At 40.2% G+C, this 16,131-nt stretch carries 16 protein-coding genes and 1 pseudogene; 7 read left to right on the top strand and 10 right to left on the bottom strand.

Features of this window, described 5'->3' with window-relative positions; translation table 11 throughout:
- From rbsR to AACU98_RS18055, 4 genes and pseudogenes are all read left to right on the top strand, one after another.
- Positions 1 to 1,008: a ribose operon transcriptional repressor RbsR gene (rbsR, locus tag AACU98_RS18070; protein ID WP_012367471.1), complete on the top strand. Its 1,008-nt coding sequence runs from the start codon at positions 1 to 3 to the stop codon at positions 1,006 to 1,008.
- 102 nt (positions 1,009 to 1,110) lie between these two features.
- Complete coding sequence (gene vapB / locus AACU98_RS18065) at positions 1,111 to 1,353, top strand: type II toxin-antitoxin system VapB family antitoxin (protein ID WP_012367470.1); 243 nt, start codon at positions 1,111 to 1,113, stop codon at positions 1,351 to 1,353.
- Positions 1,346 to 1,772: pseudogene (gene vapC, locus AACU98_RS18060) on the top strand (type II toxin-antitoxin system tRNA(fMet)-specific endonuclease VapC). Before vapB ends, vapC begins: the two are co-directional and overlap by 8 nt.
- 427 nt (positions 1,773 to 2,199) lie before the next feature.
- Entirely contained in the window at positions 2,200 to 2,535 is a 336-nt protein-coding gene (locus AACU98_RS18055; protein WP_004245134.1) for a zinc ribbon domain-containing protein YjdM, read from the top strand.
- An 85-nt stretch (positions 2,536 to 2,620) separates the two neighbouring features.
- Here the strand turns inward: AACU98_RS18055 and thiL are convergent, their stop codons facing one another.
- The 10 genes from thiL to queA form a co-directional block, all read right to left on the bottom strand.
- Positions 2,621 to 3,601: a thiamine-phosphate kinase gene (gene thiL, locus AACU98_RS18050; protein WP_049212187.1), complete on the bottom strand. Its 981-nt coding sequence runs from the start codon at positions 3,599 to 3,601 to the stop codon at positions 2,621 to 2,623.
- 93 nt (positions 3,602 to 3,694) lie between these two features.
- Positions 3,695 to 4,108 carry a transcription antitermination factor NusB gene (gene nusB, locus AACU98_RS18045; protein WP_004245136.1) on the bottom strand — a complete coding sequence of 138 codons (414 nt, stop codon included), beginning with the start codon at positions 4,106 to 4,108 and terminating at the stop codon, positions 3,695 to 3,697.
- Between the two features lie 28 nt (positions 4,109 to 4,136).
- Positions 4,137 to 4,607 carry a 6,7-dimethyl-8-ribityllumazine synthase gene (gene ribH, locus AACU98_RS18040; RefSeq protein WP_004245137.1) on the bottom strand — a complete coding sequence of 157 codons (471 nt, stop codon included), beginning with the start codon at positions 4,605 to 4,607 and terminating at the stop codon, positions 4,137 to 4,139.
- A gap of 212 nt (positions 4,608 to 4,819) precedes the next feature.
- Complete coding sequence (ribD, locus tag AACU98_RS18035; protein ID WP_012367467.1) at positions 4,820 to 5,977, bottom strand: bifunctional diaminohydroxyphosphoribosylaminopyrimidine deaminase/5-amino-6-(5-phosphoribosylamino)uracil reductase RibD; 1,158 nt, start codon at positions 5,975 to 5,977, stop codon at positions 4,820 to 4,822.
- 48 nt (positions 5,978 to 6,025) lie between these two features.
- Positions 6,026 to 6,475, bottom strand: coding sequence for a transcriptional regulator NrdR (gene nrdR / locus AACU98_RS18030; protein ID WP_004245139.1), 450 nt, complete (start codon positions 6,473 to 6,475; stop codon positions 6,026 to 6,028).
- Positions 6,476 to 6,593: 118 nt separating this feature from the next.
- A complete protein-coding gene (gene secF / locus AACU98_RS18025) occupies positions 6,594 to 7,562 on the bottom strand; it encodes a protein translocase subunit SecF (RefSeq protein WP_004247209.1) in 969 nt (322 codons plus the stop codon).
- A gap of 10 nt (positions 7,563 to 7,572) precedes the next feature.
- Positions 7,573 to 9,420, bottom strand: coding sequence for a protein translocase subunit SecD (gene secD / locus AACU98_RS18020; RefSeq protein ID WP_012367466.1), 1,848 nt, complete (start codon positions 9,418 to 9,420; stop codon positions 7,573 to 7,575).
- A 32-nt stretch (positions 9,421 to 9,452) separates the two neighbouring features.
- A complete protein-coding gene (yajC, locus tag AACU98_RS18015) occupies positions 9,453 to 9,788 on the bottom strand; it encodes a preprotein translocase subunit YajC (protein ID WP_004245142.1) in 336 nt (111 codons plus the stop codon).
- A gap of 86 nt (positions 9,789 to 9,874) precedes the next feature.
- The gene (gene tgt / locus AACU98_RS18010) at positions 9,875 to 11,017 is read right to left on the bottom strand and encodes a tRNA guanosine(34) transglycosylase Tgt (RefSeq protein WP_004245143.1); all 1,143 of its coding nucleotides are present in this window, start codon (positions 11,015 to 11,017) and stop codon (positions 9,875 to 9,877) included.
- Between the two features lie 181 nt (positions 11,018 to 11,198).
- The gene (gene queA, locus AACU98_RS18005; protein WP_004252586.1) at positions 11,199 to 12,272 is read right to left on the bottom strand and encodes a tRNA preQ1(34) S-adenosylmethionine ribosyltransferase-isomerase QueA; all 1,074 of its coding nucleotides are present in this window, start codon (positions 12,270 to 12,272) and stop codon (positions 11,199 to 11,201) included.
- Positions 12,273 to 12,379: 107 nt separating this feature from the next.
- On the opposite strand from queA, the gene AACU98_RS18000 reads away from it, so the two are divergent.
- The 3 genes from AACU98_RS18000 to ggt all read left to right on the top strand — a co-directional run bounded on the left by AACU98_RS18000 (position 12,380) and on the right by ggt (position 16,043).
- Positions 12,380 to 12,967, top strand: coding sequence for an acyl carrier protein phosphodiesterase (locus AACU98_RS18000; RefSeq protein ID WP_004245145.1), 588 nt, complete (start codon positions 12,380 to 12,382; stop codon positions 12,965 to 12,967).
- Positions 12,968 to 13,377: 410 nt separating this feature from the next.
- On the top strand, positions 13,378 to 13,980 hold the full coding sequence (locus AACU98_RS17995; protein WP_004247207.1) for a peroxiredoxin C: 603 nt from the start codon (positions 13,378 to 13,380) through the stop codon (positions 13,978 to 13,980).
- A 302-nt stretch (positions 13,981 to 14,282) separates the two neighbouring features.
- Entirely contained in the window at positions 14,283 to 16,043 is a 1,761-nt protein-coding gene (ggt, locus tag AACU98_RS17990; RefSeq protein WP_036894229.1) for a gamma-glutamyltransferase, read from the top strand.
- The last annotated feature ends 88 nt before the right edge of the window (positions 16,044 to 16,131 follow it).

Below are 16,131 nucleotides of genomic sequence, written 5' to 3'. Positions count from 1 at the left end.
TTGGCAACAATGAAAGATGTCGCCCGTTTAGCGGGTGTTTCAACATCCACCGTTTCCCATGTTATCAATAACAATCGTTATGTGAGTGAAGGTATCCGCGCAAAGGTTAATCATGCAATAGCAACCTTAAATTACGCCCCTTCAGCATTAGCTCGTAGTTTAAAAATGAACTGCACACGTACCATAGGGATGTTAGTTACCGCCAGTAATAACCCCTTTTATGCTGAAGTCGTTCGAGGTGTTGAACGAAGTTGCTATGAACAAGGCTATAGCCTCATTTTATGTAACACCGAAGGCGACTATGAGCGCATGGATACTAGCCTTGAAACCTTGCTACAAAAGCGTGTCGATGGGCTGTTATTAATGTGTACTGAAGCCCGCGCACCATCAAGTGAAGTATTAAATCGTTATCCACGGTTACCCATGGTGATGATGGATTGGTCTCCATTTGAATACAGTAGCGATATTATTCAAGATAACTCCCTATTAGGGGGAGAATTAGCCACGAATTATTTAATTGAAAAAGGTTTTACTGACATCGCCTGTATTGCGGGTCCCCAAGATAAACTTCCCGCTAAACATCGCCTACAAGGCTACTATAATGCGATGCAACAAGCTGGGTTACCCATTCGTAAAGAGCTAGTTTTAACCAGTGATTTTGAGTTTGCAGGTGGCTTTAGTGCAATGCAAACACTGCTCTCACTCCCTATACAACCACAGGCCGTATTTACCTGTAATGATGCAATGGCGGTCGGTGCTTACCAAGCGATTTATCAAAAAGGACTACGTGTACCTGATGATATTTCTATCGTCGGTTATGATGACATCGATTTAGCCTCTTATATGATCCCCCCTTTAACGACTATTCATCAACCCAAAGATGAATTGGGCAAACTTGCTGTAAGCCAATTATTACGTCGTATGGAAGATATTGAAGCACAAGCCAATCTATTAGTGTTAACACCCAAACTGATTGAACGAGGCTCGGTGATAGCTCATAGGAAATAATCTTTTACATTAATAGGTTAATAGGTTGTGTATATATTTCACACAACCTATTTGGTATCCTATAAAAACTGCTATATGGCAGTTTTTATAGGAGCTATTACTATGATCCAGTATGGCAAAGTATTTATGAGCAATAGAACACAAAATGTTCGATTACCCGCTGAGACTCGATTTCCGGATGATGTAAAAGAAGTTTTTGTTCGCGTCAAAGGCAAAGAGAGAATAATCACACCTATACAAAATGCATGGGATAGCTTTTTCTTATCAGAAAAGTCTGTAACAGATGATTTCTTATCTGAAAGGCCTGATCAAGCCACAAGTGAAAGAGGATCCTTTGATGATTAAATACCTATTAGATACAAATTATTGTTATATTCACTATTAAACGCAAGCCTGAGTTTTTATTACCAAAATTCAACCAACATGCTGAACAATTAGCTATTTCTACAATTACACTCGCTGAGCTCATTTTTGGTGCTGAAAAAAGTGTAAATCCAGCCAAAAACTTAGCTACGGTTAACGACTTTGTTTCTCGACTGACTGTTTTATCTTACGATGACTTAGCAGCTTTTCATTATGGAGACATTAGAGCAACACTAGAAAAACAGGGAAAACACGTTGGTGATAACCACTTACATATAGCAGCACATACTAGAAGTAAGGGGCTAATAGTCGTTACCAATAATACTCGAGAATTTGAAAGAGTTGATGGTTTAAGAATTGAGGATTGGACCGTTATTAACTCAGACCCCCAAACTGATTGAACGAGGCCGGTGATAAATTTTATAAAATAACAACAAGAAGATTAACACTATTATTACTGATACTCTCTTTTAAAGAGAGAGTAGTTATTTTATCTAAGTTAACAAAATAAATAATTATAAAATCAATAAGTTAATTTATGTTTTTAAATGATATTATTTCTTATTATTTTGTGTATTACCTTCTATATTTAATCTACTTTTTCTCATCTTTTATCCAATAACCCATGAAAGATGCAAAACTCTATCAGATCTATTATACTCTTATTCTTTCGCATTATCTGTGGCAATACTATTTTTGGTCATTTGGGTCATCATATTAGACTTTTTACGCTAAAACGATAATGTGTCCTTTTGTTTATCGGGCAAGTGTTATCCTCTTTGTGACGATTAATCACTTCCCATTTTGAAAAAATTTGAGAGTATTATTATGTCATTACCTTCTTGTCCTAAATGCAACTCAGAGTATACCTATGAAGATGGGGCAATGTATGTCTGCCCTGAATGTGCCCACGAATGGAACGATGCTGAGCCAACAACTGATAGCGATGAGCTGATTGTTAAAGATGCCCATGGTAATTTATTAGCCGATGGGGATTCAGTGACAGTCATTAAAGATCTAAAAGTAAAAGGTAGCTCAACGCCACTCAAAATTGGTACAAAAGTTAAAGGGATACGTTTAGTGGAAGGCGATCATAATATTGATTGTAAAATTGATGGCTTTGGACAAATGAAATTAAAATCTGAATTTGTGAAGAAAAGCTAATCTTGAATTATCATTAAAATGATTAATAACATTATTTTGATTTCAGAGGCGCTCATTAAGCGCCTTTTGTTTATAGCGATATGATTTATTTATTATCATCAAAGTGATCAAACCCTTTCAGATTAGGGTGCACTTCTTTACCTTCACGTAAATAACGTATACCTTCTGCAATTGGCATAATTTGCCCTATGCAATGAAAGTCAGCGCCCGTATGGGCTAAAGCAATATCTAAAGCCCCACGATTTATTTCAGGCACGGTAAAGCATAGTTCATAGTCTTCGCCACCACTTAATGCCCAAACTTCAGCTTGCTCTTTACTCACCTGTGATTTCATTGCCGCAGAATAAGGCAACGCATCTAAGTTAATACGAGCACCACAACCACTTGCCGTTAAAATATGGTTTAGATCTGAAATAAGACCATCAGAAATATCAATAGCAGCACTTGCTAAAGATCTTAATGCTTGCCCTTGTAAAAGACGAGGCTGCGGACGCAAATGCCTAGTAATAAAATAGTCTCGGCTTTCTGGTTGACTAGGTTGTAATCTATTTTGTAAAACCGCGAGTCCTGCCGCGCTATCACCTAAAAAGCCTGTAACATAGATCCAGTCACCAATTTTCGCCCCAGAGCGTAATAGTGCCATACCTTGAGGAACTAAACCTTGTATTGTGATGGTTAAGCTCAATGGCCCTTTGGTTGTATCCCCACCAATCAATTGAATAGAATAATACTCTGCTAATGCAAATAGAGAGCGACTAAAGGCCTCAAGCCAATCATTATCGACTTTTGGCAATGTTAAAGCTAATGAGGCCCAAGCAGGATCTGCCCCCACCGCGGCTAAATCACTAATATTGACCGCTAATGCTTTATACGCTAAATCTTCAGGGGAAATGGTTGGTAGGAAGTGTATTCCACTGACTAAGGTATCAGTACTAATTGCCACTTGTTGCTTTTCAGGTACAGTCAATATTGCACAGTCATCCCCAATTCCCGTACTCACATCTTTGCGTTTAACTGGCTGAGAAGTGAAATATTGTTTAATGAGGGAGAATTCACCACAAGGCATTATCAATTTCCTATGAAGCAATGCTTATTAAATAAAAGGCCGGAGTAACCGGCCTTGGATTATTAATTTACCATAGAGGAAACGTGAAGAACGTTATTTTTTACGTACAGTTGGTGCAGCTTTATCTAACACGCCATTGACAAATTTATGGCTGTCATCAGCACCAAACACCTTAGCCAATTCAATCGCTTCGTTAATGGCTACTTTATAAGGAACATCTTCACGGAAGCTGAGTTCAAACATAGCTAAACGTAAAATCGCTTTTTCAACTTGGCCTAGCTCTTCCAGTTGACGTGATAAATAAGGCTCCATCGCCTTATCTAAACGTGCTGCATTGATTGCAACACCCACTAAAAGCTCACGGAAATAAGCAATATCTACACCTTGGGTATCCTGCTCGGATAAAAACTCCAATTCCACATCCGCGATGTCATTTCCGGATAATTGCCATGAGTAGATAGCTTGTACAGCACACTCACGAGCACGACGACGAGCAGCAGGTTTCACAAAATTCCCCTTTAGTTAAAACAGATGATTAGCCTTTAATGGCTTTAAGTACATTGATCATTTCAAGTGCTGTCATTGCAGCTTCAGCACCTTTATTGCCCGCTTTAGTACCAGCTCGTTCAATTGCCTGCTCAATGCTTTCAGTAGTTAATACACCAAAAGTCACAGGGATCTCACTTTGCATTGCAACATGAGAAAGGCCAGAGCTGCATTCGCCAGCAACGTATTCAAAATGTGCGGTTCCACCACGGATAACAGTGCCTAACGCGATAACTGCATCATATTTGTCGCTTTCTGCTAATGCTTTTACAGTTAATGGCAACTCATAAGCGCCAGGAACCCAAACGACGGTAATATTTTCTGAGGAAACTTGTCCGATACGCTCAAGTGCATCAACGGCACCTTCTAACAAGCTATCATTAATAAAATTATTAAAACGGGCAATTGCAATCGCTACACGTGCGTTTGGCGCCGCGACAACACCTTTGATTACGTTCATAGGTTACCTTTTTCTCCTATCCGCGGGGCGCGGATTTTATCACATTCTTTCCTTTACTGCGCTCAGTTTTATGATAACACAGCAAAGGAGCCAAAAATCCTTGATAAATCAAGGTAGTTAGTTGGCTGATAACAATGTCGTAACGACAGGGAATAACACACACGGCGCTATTTTACTACAAATAGCGCCATAGACACACATATTTGCATCTATTAATAACGAGGTTTTAAACAAACGCGGATATCAGGGCCGATTTGTTGAAGAGAATCTATTGTAAATTCAGGGGCTTCAGATAATGACGACAGTGGTGAAATGGATAATAAACCTCGAGCATCATTGCCTAAAATTTTCGGAGCAATATAAATGATAAGCTCATCAACAAGACCAAGCTCTAATAGTGCGCCAGCAAAATGTGCGCCACTCTCAACCCATACACTATTAATATTGCGTTTACCTAACTGCATCATTAATAACACTAAATCGACACTACTATTTTTGCCATTAGTAGGAAGCAAAATTTCTGAGACATCACCTTGCCAAGCTTCTTGCTGAGAGTGAGTCCGAGCAAGCAAGCACTCACCTGCAAGTTGTGTAATTTTATAGTCGGGAGTTACCCTATTTTGGCTATCGGTAATAATGCGAATAGGCTGGCGCAATGACTCTAGTGGATAAATCGCTTTTATCTCATCGGATAATGCTTCCCAACGCACATTCATTGCAGGATCATCGGCTAAAACAGTGGCACTCGTTGTTAAAATAGCACTAGCTTGCGCGCGAAAGTTTTGCACATCTTGTCGCGAAGCGTTAGAGGTTATCCATTGACTTTCCCCTGATGCTAATGCCGTTTTACCGTCTAAAGAGGCGGCCAGTTTTAATTGGATATAAGGAAACCCTGTTCTCATACGTTTAAAAAAGCCGATATTCAATTTTTCAGCTTCTTGCATTAATACGCCATGAGAAACATCAATACCTGCAGCGACTAATTTATGTAAACCACGTCCTGCCACTTGAGGATTGGGATCTTGCATTGCAGCAACAACACGTTTTACCCCGGCGTTGATTAAAGCATCAGCACAAGGAGGCGTTTTACCAAAGTGGCTACATGGCTCAAGCGTAACATAGACGGTAGCACCTTTGGCATTTTCACCCGCCATATTTAATGCATTCACTTCTGCATGTGGACCACCTGCATGATGGTGATAACCTTCACCTATAATCTTCCCTTCTTTCACAATCACGCATCCCACATTTGGGTTAGGTGATGTTGTAAAACGTCCTAATGCAGCTAACTCTATCGCTCGACGCATATAGGTTTCATCATTAGCCGGCTCATTGCCCGTAAGATTGTTGCTGTTGTTAATTGTCATCATAGATTTATTATTTATCGTTATTTTCAAATAGTCGTGTGAAGCGAATGATTAATCTTGTAATTTTGCAATTTCTTCGCCAAAATCGCGCACATCTTCAAAACTGCGATAAACCGAAGCAAAACGGATATAAGCAACTTTATCCAGTTTCTTTAGTTGTTCCATAACAAAATTACCGATCTGTTTGGAAGGTATCTCTCTTTCGCCCGTTGCCCTTAATTGTGATTTGATATGATTAATAGCAGCTTCAACATCATCAGAACTCACAGGGCGTTTTTCTAATGCTTTGAGCATTCCTCTACGTAGCTTTTCTTCATCAAAAGGCTCACGGATTTCATCACTTTTCACAACACGAGGCATCACAAGCTCTGCGACTTCAAAGGTAGTAAAGCGCTCATGGCAAACAAGGCATTGACGACGACGGCGCACTTGTGAGCCATCACCAACAAGTCTCGAATCAATTACTTTGGTATCTACGGCTGTGCAAAATGGACAATGCATAGTTATTCCTACTGTTGACAAAACTCCTAAACAGTGTACCTGTTCAGTGAACAAAAAACACCCTGTCAGTCATTAACTGGCAGGGTGTTTGCGATGTTTATGTCAGAAAAACGCTCTATTAAGGTAAGAGTGTTGTCTGATCTGCACCCTCTTTTTCCACTTTTTGAACAATCAGGTGTTCGCGTTTCATGCCCATTTTCAGTGCTAATGCAGAAGCCACATAAATAGATGAAACAGTACCGAATGAAACACCGATTAACATCACTAAAGAGAAGCCTTTAAGCATTGAACCACCAAAGATATAGAGCATCAACACAACTAATAATGTTGTTGCTGATGTCATGATGGTACGGCTTAATGTCTGTGTTAGTGAAACGTTCATGATCTCATAAGAGGTACCACGACGAATTTTACGGAAATTCTCACGAATACGATCTGATACCACGATACTATCGTTCAAGGAATAACCGATAACAGACATCAATGACGCCACAATGGTTAAATCAACCTCAATTTGGAAGAGTGATAAAATACCCAGAGTGATCACCACGTCATGGGCAAGTGAAATAACAGCCCCTAATGCTAGACGCCACTCAAAACGGAATCCAACATAGATCAGAATACAGATAAGTGCAGAAAGTAACGCCATTGCCCCTGTTTGAGCCAATTCACTCCCGACACTTGGCCCAACAAATTCAATACGTTTGACTGTTGCATCATTATCAATTTCAACATTGATAATATCGATGACTTTCTTACCTAATTCTTGACCAGCCTGTCCTTCAACAGGAGGCATACGCACCATAATATCGCGGCTGCTACCAAAGTTTTGTAACAGAGGATCTTTATAGCCGGCGGCTGCCAAGCTATCACGCATTTTATCTAGATCGGCCGGTTGACTGAGATTGATCTCAATAACCGTTCCTCCAGTAAAATCTAATCCCCAGTTAAATCCTTTCACGGAAATGATAGCGATGGATGCTACCAAAAGCAGAAACGAAATAGTAAAGGCGACGTTGTCCCAACGCATAAAGTCAATGACTTTACGACCATGGTTTAATTGTTCAACAGTATAATCCTGTGCCACAACGTGCTCCTTAAATAGACAGTTTCTTGATGCGTTTACCGCCATACAGCAGGTTTACAATCGCACGTGTACCCACAATAGCGGTAAACATGGATGTCGCAACCCCGATAGCAGTTGTGATAGCAAACCCTTTAATGGAGCCAGTACCGACTGCATAAAGGATCACGGCAGTAATTAACGTGGTTAAGTTCGCATCAATAATACTGGAGAAGGCACCTTTATAACCTTCATGGATAGCTTGTTGTACTGAGCGACCATTACGTAACTCTTCTTTAATACGCTCGTTGATCAGTACGTTAGCATCGACCGCAACCGCAAGGGTTAAGACAATACCCGCAATACCAGGCATGGTTAACGTTGCACCGGGTAATAATGACATGACCCCCACAATTAACACCAAGTTTGCTAATAGCGCCGTACTCGCGATCACACCAAATTTACGATAATAAATAATCATAAAGGCAACAGAGGCTATCAGACCCCATAAACAAGCTTCTAAACCTTGAGTTATGTTCTGAAGACCTAATGTTGGCCCAATGGTTCTCTCTTCAACGATTTGAATAGGTGCAATCAATGCCCCAGCACGTAATAACAGAGATAATTGGCGTGCTTCATTCGCATTAGAGATACCAGTAATGCGGAAGTTATTACCTAAACGGGTTTGAATATTAGCCACGTTAATAACTTCTTCATTTTTTACCAAAATTGCGCGATCATTTTCATCACGTTTACCGCTGTCTTTATACTCTACAAAAAGAGTAGCCATCGGTTTACCGACGTTATCTTTGGTAAAGTTAGACATAATAGAGCCACCAGCACTATCAAGTGAAATACTTACTTGAGGCTGGCCGTACTCATCGGCTTGTGACGTTGAATCGGTAATATGGTCACCCGTCAATACAACACGTTTATAAAGAATGGTTGGTCTACCATCTCGAGTGTATTTCACTTCTGAGTCACCCGGGATGCGTCCTGTTTCTAAGGCTGAAGGATCAACATTAGTATTCACTAAACGGAATTCTAATGTTGCTGTTGCACCTAGGATTTCTTTCGCACGAGCCGTATCTTGAATACCCGGTAATTCAACAACAATGCGGTCAGCACCTTGGCGTTGAACTAACGGCTCAGCAACCCCTAATTGGTTGACACGGTTACGTAGGATGGTGATATTTTGTTGTACCGCATAAGTACGCGCATCACGTAAACGCTCGTCGGTAAAAATAGCTTTTAACGAGTTATTATCCCCATTTCTAAAAATGAGATCTTGGTTACGACGCGCAAGATAATCTGATGCTTTAGAACGGTCATCAGCGTTGCGGAAACGGATTTCAACACCATAATTATCCGTTTTGCGGATAGAAGAATATGGAATGCCTTCGTCACGTAATAAAGTACGTAAACTATCAACATTTTGTTCTTGAAGTTTACCTAACGCGGTTTCCATATCAACTTCCATTAAGAAGTGAACACCACCACGTAAGTCTAACCCTAATTTCATCGGCTCACCGCCAATGGCTTCTAACCATTTTGGCGTAGCTGGTGCAAGGTTAAGTGCAACAACGAACTTGTCACCTAACGCAGGTAACAACGCTTCACGGGCACGTAACTGAATGTCAGGGTTACTGAAACGAGCCAAAATCGCACCATTTTCAAGGGCGATTGATTTCGCTTCAATTTTTTCTTTATCTAATAAAGATCGAACTTGATCCAGTGTTTGCTCATTGGCGGCGGTTCCCCGCGCGCCAGTGATTTGAACAGCCGGATCCTCACCATATAGGTTAGGAAGTGCGTAAAGCAGACCGATGAGGATAGCGAATATCAACATCAGATACTTCCACAAAGGATAACGGTTTAGCACGGCAGTTCCCTTTTCCCTTTGGGGAAATCAAATTAAATAGCTTTCATTGTGCCTTTTGGTAATACAGCGGCAACAAAGTCACGTTTGATAGTTACTTCAGTTGTTTCATTCAGAGCAACAACGATATAGCCGTTATCTGAAACTTTAACAACGCGGCCGATTAAACCACCAGTAGTTAACACTTCATCACCTTTACCGATAGATTCCATCAGTTTACGGTGTTCTTTAGTACGTTTTTGCTGAGGACGTAGGATCATAAAATAGAAAATTAAAATAAAGATCACTAACATCGGTAAAATAGACATAAAGCTTGCTTCAGGTGCTGCTTGTCCAGCAGAAGCAACAGCATCAGAAATGAAAAAACTCATTCACTTTTTCCTCATTGTTGTCGATATCGACGATACTCAAGTTATAAGCCCAATATCATACACAGAATTGGGCTTTCTCGTATACATTAATCGCACTTACTCGCACTGCTATTTAGCGGTGGAACTGGTTTACCAATACGTTCGTAGAACTCATGCACGAAATCTTCGAAACGTGACTCATCAATTGCTTGACGAATTTCAGCCATTAGACGCTGATAATAGCGTAAGTTATGGATGGTATTCAGCCTTGCACCTAAAATTTCGTTACAGCGATCAAGATGATGTAGGTAAGCGCGACTATAATTTTTACAGGTGTAGCAATCACAATGTTCATCCAGAGTTGATGTATCTGAACGATGTTTAGCATTACGAATTTTAATGACACCATTTGTTACAAACAGATGTCCATTACGTGCATTTCGTGTTGGCATCACACAGTCAAACATATCGATACCACGACGAACACCTTCAACTAAATCTTCAGGTTTACCTACACCCATTAAATAACGAGGTTTATCCGCAGGGATTTGTGGACAAACATGTTCTAAAATACGGTGCATATCTTCTTTAGGTTCACCAACAGCTAGGCCCCCAACAGCGTAACCGTCAAAGCCGATTTCCACTAGCCCTTTCACTGAGATATCACGTAAATCTTCGTAAACGCCGCCTTGAATAATACCGAATAATGCATTTTTGTTGTTTAATTCATCAAAGCGTTGACGACTACGTTTAGCCCAGCGTAATGACATCTCCATGGAATTTTTAGCATAATCCCAATCTGATGGATATGGCGTACACTCATCGAAGATCATCACAATATCTGATCCAAGATCGTACTGAATTTCCATTGATTTTTCTGGGCTTAAGAAAATCTTTTCACCATTAATTGGGTTACGGAAATGCACACCTTCTTCTTTAATTTTACGCATTGCGCCTAAACTAAAGACTTGGAAACCACCTGAATCGGTTAGAATTGGCCCTTTCCACTGCATAAAGTCATGCAAATCACCGTGTAATTTCATGATCTCTTGACCAGGACGTAACCATAAATGGAAAGTATTGCCTAAAAGGATTTGTGCACCTGTGGCTTCAACTTCTTCAGGTGTCATCCCTTTAACTGTACCGTATGTCCCTACAGGCATAAATGCAGGTGTTTCAACGACACCGCGTTCAAACTTAAGACGACCACGACGGGCATGACCATCTGTTTTATCTAATTCGTATTTCACTCATCCTCCAAGCATCAGAAAAACAGTCCAATGCATAATAAAAACAGCACATTCTAATCATTTGTTAGACGGCTGTATATGTTACATCAACAAAAGCTGTGCTTAGTCAAAGAGATCAAGCAGCAAAATTGACATAACCGGTCATAAAATGAAAAAAAACGTTAAAAAATAGAATAAAGCCCTACTCTTCACCCACTTTTTCATTGATAGCTAAAGGATTACGCGTAATAAACATCGCATCACCATAACTGAAAAAACGATACTTTTGCTCAACCGCTACGTTATAAGCATTCATGGTATTTTTATAACCAGCAAATGCGGAAACCAGCATAATTAAGGTTGATTCTGGCAAATGGAAGTTAGTTATCAAAGCATCAATAACTTGATATTGGTAACCTGGATAAATAAAAATTTGCGTATCATCAAAAAAAGGAGCAATTAATGCATCTTTGGCAGCTTTAGCCGCACTCTCTAAAGAGCGAACAGACGTTGTACCCACGGCAATCACCCGATTACCTCGTGCCTTACAAGCGAGCACGGCATCTACCACCTCTTGAGGGACTTCTGCATACTCGGAATGCATAGTGTGTTCTTCGATATTATCCACACGAACAGGCTGGAAAGTGCCAGCACCAACATGCAAAGTGACAAAGGCCATCTCAACGCCTTTGTTACGTAGTGCTTCTAATAACGGCTCATCAAAATGCAATCCGGCTGTGGGTGCAGCTACTGCACCGGGACGCTCATTATAGACCGTTTGATAAAGCTCTTTATCGGATCCTTCATCTGGACGATCAATATAAGGAGGAAGAGGCATATGACCGATACTATTTAAAATAGTCAGCACATCTCTTTCATCATCAAAACGGATTTCAAATAGTGTATCATGGCGTGCAATCATGGTTGCTTGTACACTTTCGTCTTCCCCTAAAATCAGTGATGCGCCCTCTTTGGGTGACTTTGATGCACGAACATGGGCTAACACACGATGTTCATCTAGCATACGCTCCACTAATACTTCTATCTTGCCACCGGAGGCTTTACGACCATAAATACGCGCGGGGATCACTCTAGTATTATTAAATACAAGTAAATCACCGGCATTGAGTTTATCTAATACATCCGTAAAGACACCGTGAGATAAATTGCCCGTTTTTCCCTCTAGGGATAATAATCGGCACCCACTACGTTGGGGGTGAGGATAATGAGCAATTAAGGACTCAGGCAGGTCAAATCTAAAATCGGATACACGCATAATTAAACGACTACTTTCATAAAAAACAGGCGCACTAGTCTAGTGCTGCATGTTAATCAGTGCAACAAAGAAGCACTTTTTTATTTAAAAAGCGCTATGATAGTACAATGAACTATCTTGCTCACTTACACCTCGCCTTTAGAGCGAAAAGCTCCTTATTAGGCAATATGATGGCGGACTATGTAAAAGGTACGCCGAGTAACGATTACAGCCAAGCGGTAATTGACGGCATTCGCATGCATAGGCGTATTGATGTGCTGACTGATACTCATCCATTAGTTAAACAAGCTCGACAACTTTTTCCGAATGAATACCGCCGCGTTGCACCCATTACTTTGGATATATTTTGGGATCATTTTCTCTCACTACATTGGGATAAATTTGAACCTGACATACCGCTCTTGGAATTTGTTACTTATGTGCGCAATACCATTGAACCGGATTTATGGCGAACTCCGGAAAAATTTCAAGAGCTCAATGAATATTTATGGCCCCAAGCGTGGTTGACTCGTTATGCTGATAAAACTTATATAGCACAGACGTTAAAAGGCATGGCAAAAAGAAGACCGCGTTTAAGTGCGCTTGCAGGCTCTTATATTGCACTAGAAACGCATTATAAAGAGTTAAGTGAGATTTTTTGGCAATTTTATCCACAATTGTTAGAAAGAGCACAACATCATCAGCTGGATGACTGATACATTAAGGCTCTTTTTATTCATCTGTTTGTCATGGTTAAGCATTACATTGAATCGAGCAAACAGAGACTACGTCAATTTATCTTTTTATTGGTAACGATCCGTTAACAAGCGTAGTATTCATTTATAAAGTTGATTAGAATAGATAGTTATACAAGGAGTCATAAATAAGTCATTTTTGTTGTATAAAGTTCATCGTTATAACCTATCAAATAGATTGTTCTGTATGATTTTATCAATAACGATTGATTATTTATGCTGTATACATCATTTAAAAACAGGGCATCACCCTAAATTTAAAAACAGGGTATCCCCTAAATTTACTCTAAATAGTTCGAGTGAACGCAGTCAACAACGCGACAACTTGAAATATGACGAGTATAAACTCTTTCAATTTACAGGAGTACATTATGGTTCTGGTTACTCGCAAAGCCCCAGATTTCACAGCAGCTGCTGTTTTAGGTAACGGTGAAATTGTTAATGATTTTAACCTGCATTCATTTATCAAAGGCAAACCTGCGGTTATTTTCTTCTGGCCAATGGACTTCACTTTTGTTTGCCCTTCAGAACTGATTGCATTTGATCACCGTTTTGAAGAGTTCCAAAAACGTGGTGTTGAAATCATCGGCGTTTCTATGGACTCAGAATTCGTACATAACGCATGGCGTAAAACAGCTATCGATGATGGCGGTATTGGTGAAGTAAGATACCCAATGGTTGCTGATATCAAACACGATATCATTAAAGCATACGGTATCGAACATCCAGAAGCGGGTGTTGCACTACGTGGTTCATTCCTAATCGACAAAGAAGGTGTCGTTCGTCACCAAGTGGTAAACGACCTGCCATTAGGCCGTAATATTGACGAAATGATCCGTATGGTTGATGCACTACAATTCCACGAAGAGCACGGTGATGTTTGCCCTGCACAATGGGAAAAAGGCCAAGAAGGTATGGGCGCATCTCCAGACGGTGTTGCTAAATATCTGAAAGCGAACTCAGGCAAACTGTAATATTCCAGTAAGCTAAACAAATATTTGCTAACAGCCTGTGAAAACAGGCTTTTTTATTAATACTCCATCTATTCTTTTGCCTTTCAACTCAATTTATTAAGATTACTATTTGTACATAACATTATTATTTATTCGCTTAAAGATGATTTTGTGATCATCTCTTCAAAAAAAATTCTCGTCATTAATAACTTCTCTCTATACTTATTGTTACGTAATTGTTAACCACATTAATACTAGCGTATACACACCTACTTTCACTTATCTCTATTGAAACTAACCCACTGTTATTAATGGATATAATCATGATTACTATAAAAAAAACGCACCTGCTGTTACTTACCACACTTTTTTCACCTGCACTCTATGCCGCCTATGAGCCAGCGGTTGAAGCACAACAAGGTATGGTGGTCTCTTCACAACATTTAGCCTCACAAGTAGGAAAAGATATTTTGCAAAAAGGAGGGAATGCCATTGATGCAGCTGTTGCTGTTGGCTATGCACAAGCTGTGGTAAATGCTTGTTGTGGAAATATTGGCGGTGGTGGTTTTATGACTATACACCTTGCTGATGGCACCAATACCTTTATTAATTTTCGAGAAACGGCGCCTACGGCAGCATCTAAAAATATGTATTTAGATAAAGACGGTAACTTGATTAAAGAGGCAAGCCTATACGGCTATCTTGCCTCAGGGGTGCCGGGTACAGTGAAAGGACTTGATGCAGCATTAGAAAAATATGGCACTCTTTCACGCCAAGAAGTGATGGCTCCCGCTATTAAACTAGCCAGAGAAGGCTATATTTTAACCCGTGCTGATACTGACGTATTAGACACCACCACAGAGCGATTTAAACAAGATCCTGAATCAGCAAAAATTTTCTTAAAGCCTGATGGAACACCATGGCAGCCTGGCGATCGCCTCATTCAAACAGACTTAGCCAATACACTTGAACTTATCGCCAACCAAGGTGCTGATGCTTTCTATCAAGGGGAAATCCCTAAAAAAGTAGAACAAGCTTCAAAACAGCATAATGGGTTATTAACCAAAGAAGATTTTGCGAACTTCACTATTACCGAAACACCTCCCATTACCTGTACTTATCGAGGTTATGAATTTATCTCTGCTCCTCCTCCCAGTTCAGGGGGCGTCACTATTTGCCAAACACTGAATATTTTAGAAGGCTACGATCTGAAATCGATGGGTTTTAACTCTGCCGAATATGTTCACACGCTCACAGAAGCTATGCGTCATGCTTATATGGATAGAAACACCTTTCTTGGCGATCCGCAATTTATAAACAATCCAACAGAAAAGTTATTAAGTAAAGCCTACGCCGCAGAGCTTCGCCAACAAATTACACCGAATAAAGCCACCCCATCAGAAAAGGTACAACCCGGTATTGCACCTCATGAAAGCCCTGAAACCACACATTATTCGGTGATTGATAAAGATGGTAATGCCGTTTCAACCACTTACACCATCAATGGTCGTTTTGGTGCTGTCGTTATCGCACCGGGGACTGGCTTTTTCCTCAATAATGAGATGGATGATTTTACAACTAAAGTTGGCGAGAAAAATCTTTATGGCTTAGTACAAGGTGAACGAAATAGTATTGCCCCATTAAAACGTCCACTGTCCTCAATGAGTCCAACCATTGTGACTAAAGATGGCAAACCCTTTCTTGTATTAGGCTCACCGGGAGGCTCTCGTATTATCTCAATCACCTTACAAACGGCACTTAATATTATTGAGTTTGGTATGTCCCCCCAAGAAGCCGTCAATAGCCCTCGAATTCATCATCAATGGCTACCTGATGAGGTTTATTATGAACAACGAGGATTATCAAAAGATACCTTAGAAAAACTTTCTGCCATGGGATATAAAATGGTCGAACAAACGCCATGGGGCGCGGCTGAATTGATTATGGTCGGCCTTCCAGGAGAACAAGGAGTGATCCCTGCTTCGTCAGGTAATGATTCTGCTGTTTCAGGGGCGATACGCGAAGGTTATCTTTATGGTTCAAATGATGTTCGACGTCCAGCAGGTAAAGCCGTGGGCTACTAACCATAAAATTATATAATACCATTGGCAAAAGAAACCTTCTCTTTATTAGACAAGGTTTCTTTTTTTATGAAAATGATCTCGTCACTGT

The organism is Proteus sp. G4380 (assembly GCF_963885725.1).
Taxonomy (GTDB): Bacteria; Pseudomonadota; Gammaproteobacteria; order Enterobacterales; family Enterobacteriaceae; genus Proteus; species Proteus mirabilis.
The sequence above is the reverse complement of the archived record's forward strand: the minus strand, read 5'-3'. Positions and strand labels throughout refer to the sequence as shown.

Coding starts and splice junctions, on each gene's coding strand:
- thiL (WP_049212187.1), bottom strand. CDS start 3,601: ATGCCTTGTGGTGAATTCTCCCTCATTAAACAATATTTCACTTCTCAG.
- yajC (WP_004245142.1), bottom strand. CDS start 9,788: ATGAGTTTTTTCATTTCTGATGCTGTTGCTTCTGCTGGACAAGCAGCA.
- queA (WP_004252586.1), bottom strand. CDS start 12,272: ATGCGTGTATCCGATTTTAGATTTGACCTGCCTGAGTCCTTAATTGCT.
- nrdR (WP_004245139.1), bottom strand. CDS start 6,475: ATGCATTGTCCATTTTGCACAGCCGTAGATACCAAAGTAATTGATTCG.
- ribH (WP_004245137.1), bottom strand. CDS start 4,607: ATGAACGTAATCAAAGGTGTTGTCGCGGCGCCAAACGCACGTGTAGCG.
- AACU98_RS17995 (WP_004247207.1), top strand. CDS start 13,378: ATGGTTCTGGTTACTCGCAAAGCCCCAGATTTCACAGCAGCTGCTGTT.
- AACU98_RS18055 (WP_004245134.1), top strand. CDS start 2,200: ATGTCATTACCTTCTTGTCCTAAATGCAACTCAGAGTATACCTATGAA.
- ggt (WP_036894229.1), top strand. CDS start 14,283: ATGATTACTATAAAAAAAACGCACCTGCTGTTACTTACCACACTTTTT.
- vapB (WP_012367470.1), top strand. CDS start 1,111: ATGATCCAGTATGGCAAAGTATTTATGAGCAATAGAACACAAAATGTT.
- ribD (WP_012367467.1), bottom strand. CDS start 5,977: ATGATGACAATTAACAACAGCAACAATCTTACGGGCAATGAGCCGGCT.
- AACU98_RS18000 (WP_004245145.1), top strand. CDS start 12,380: ATGAACTATCTTGCTCACTTACACCTCGCCTTTAGAGCGAAAAGCTCC.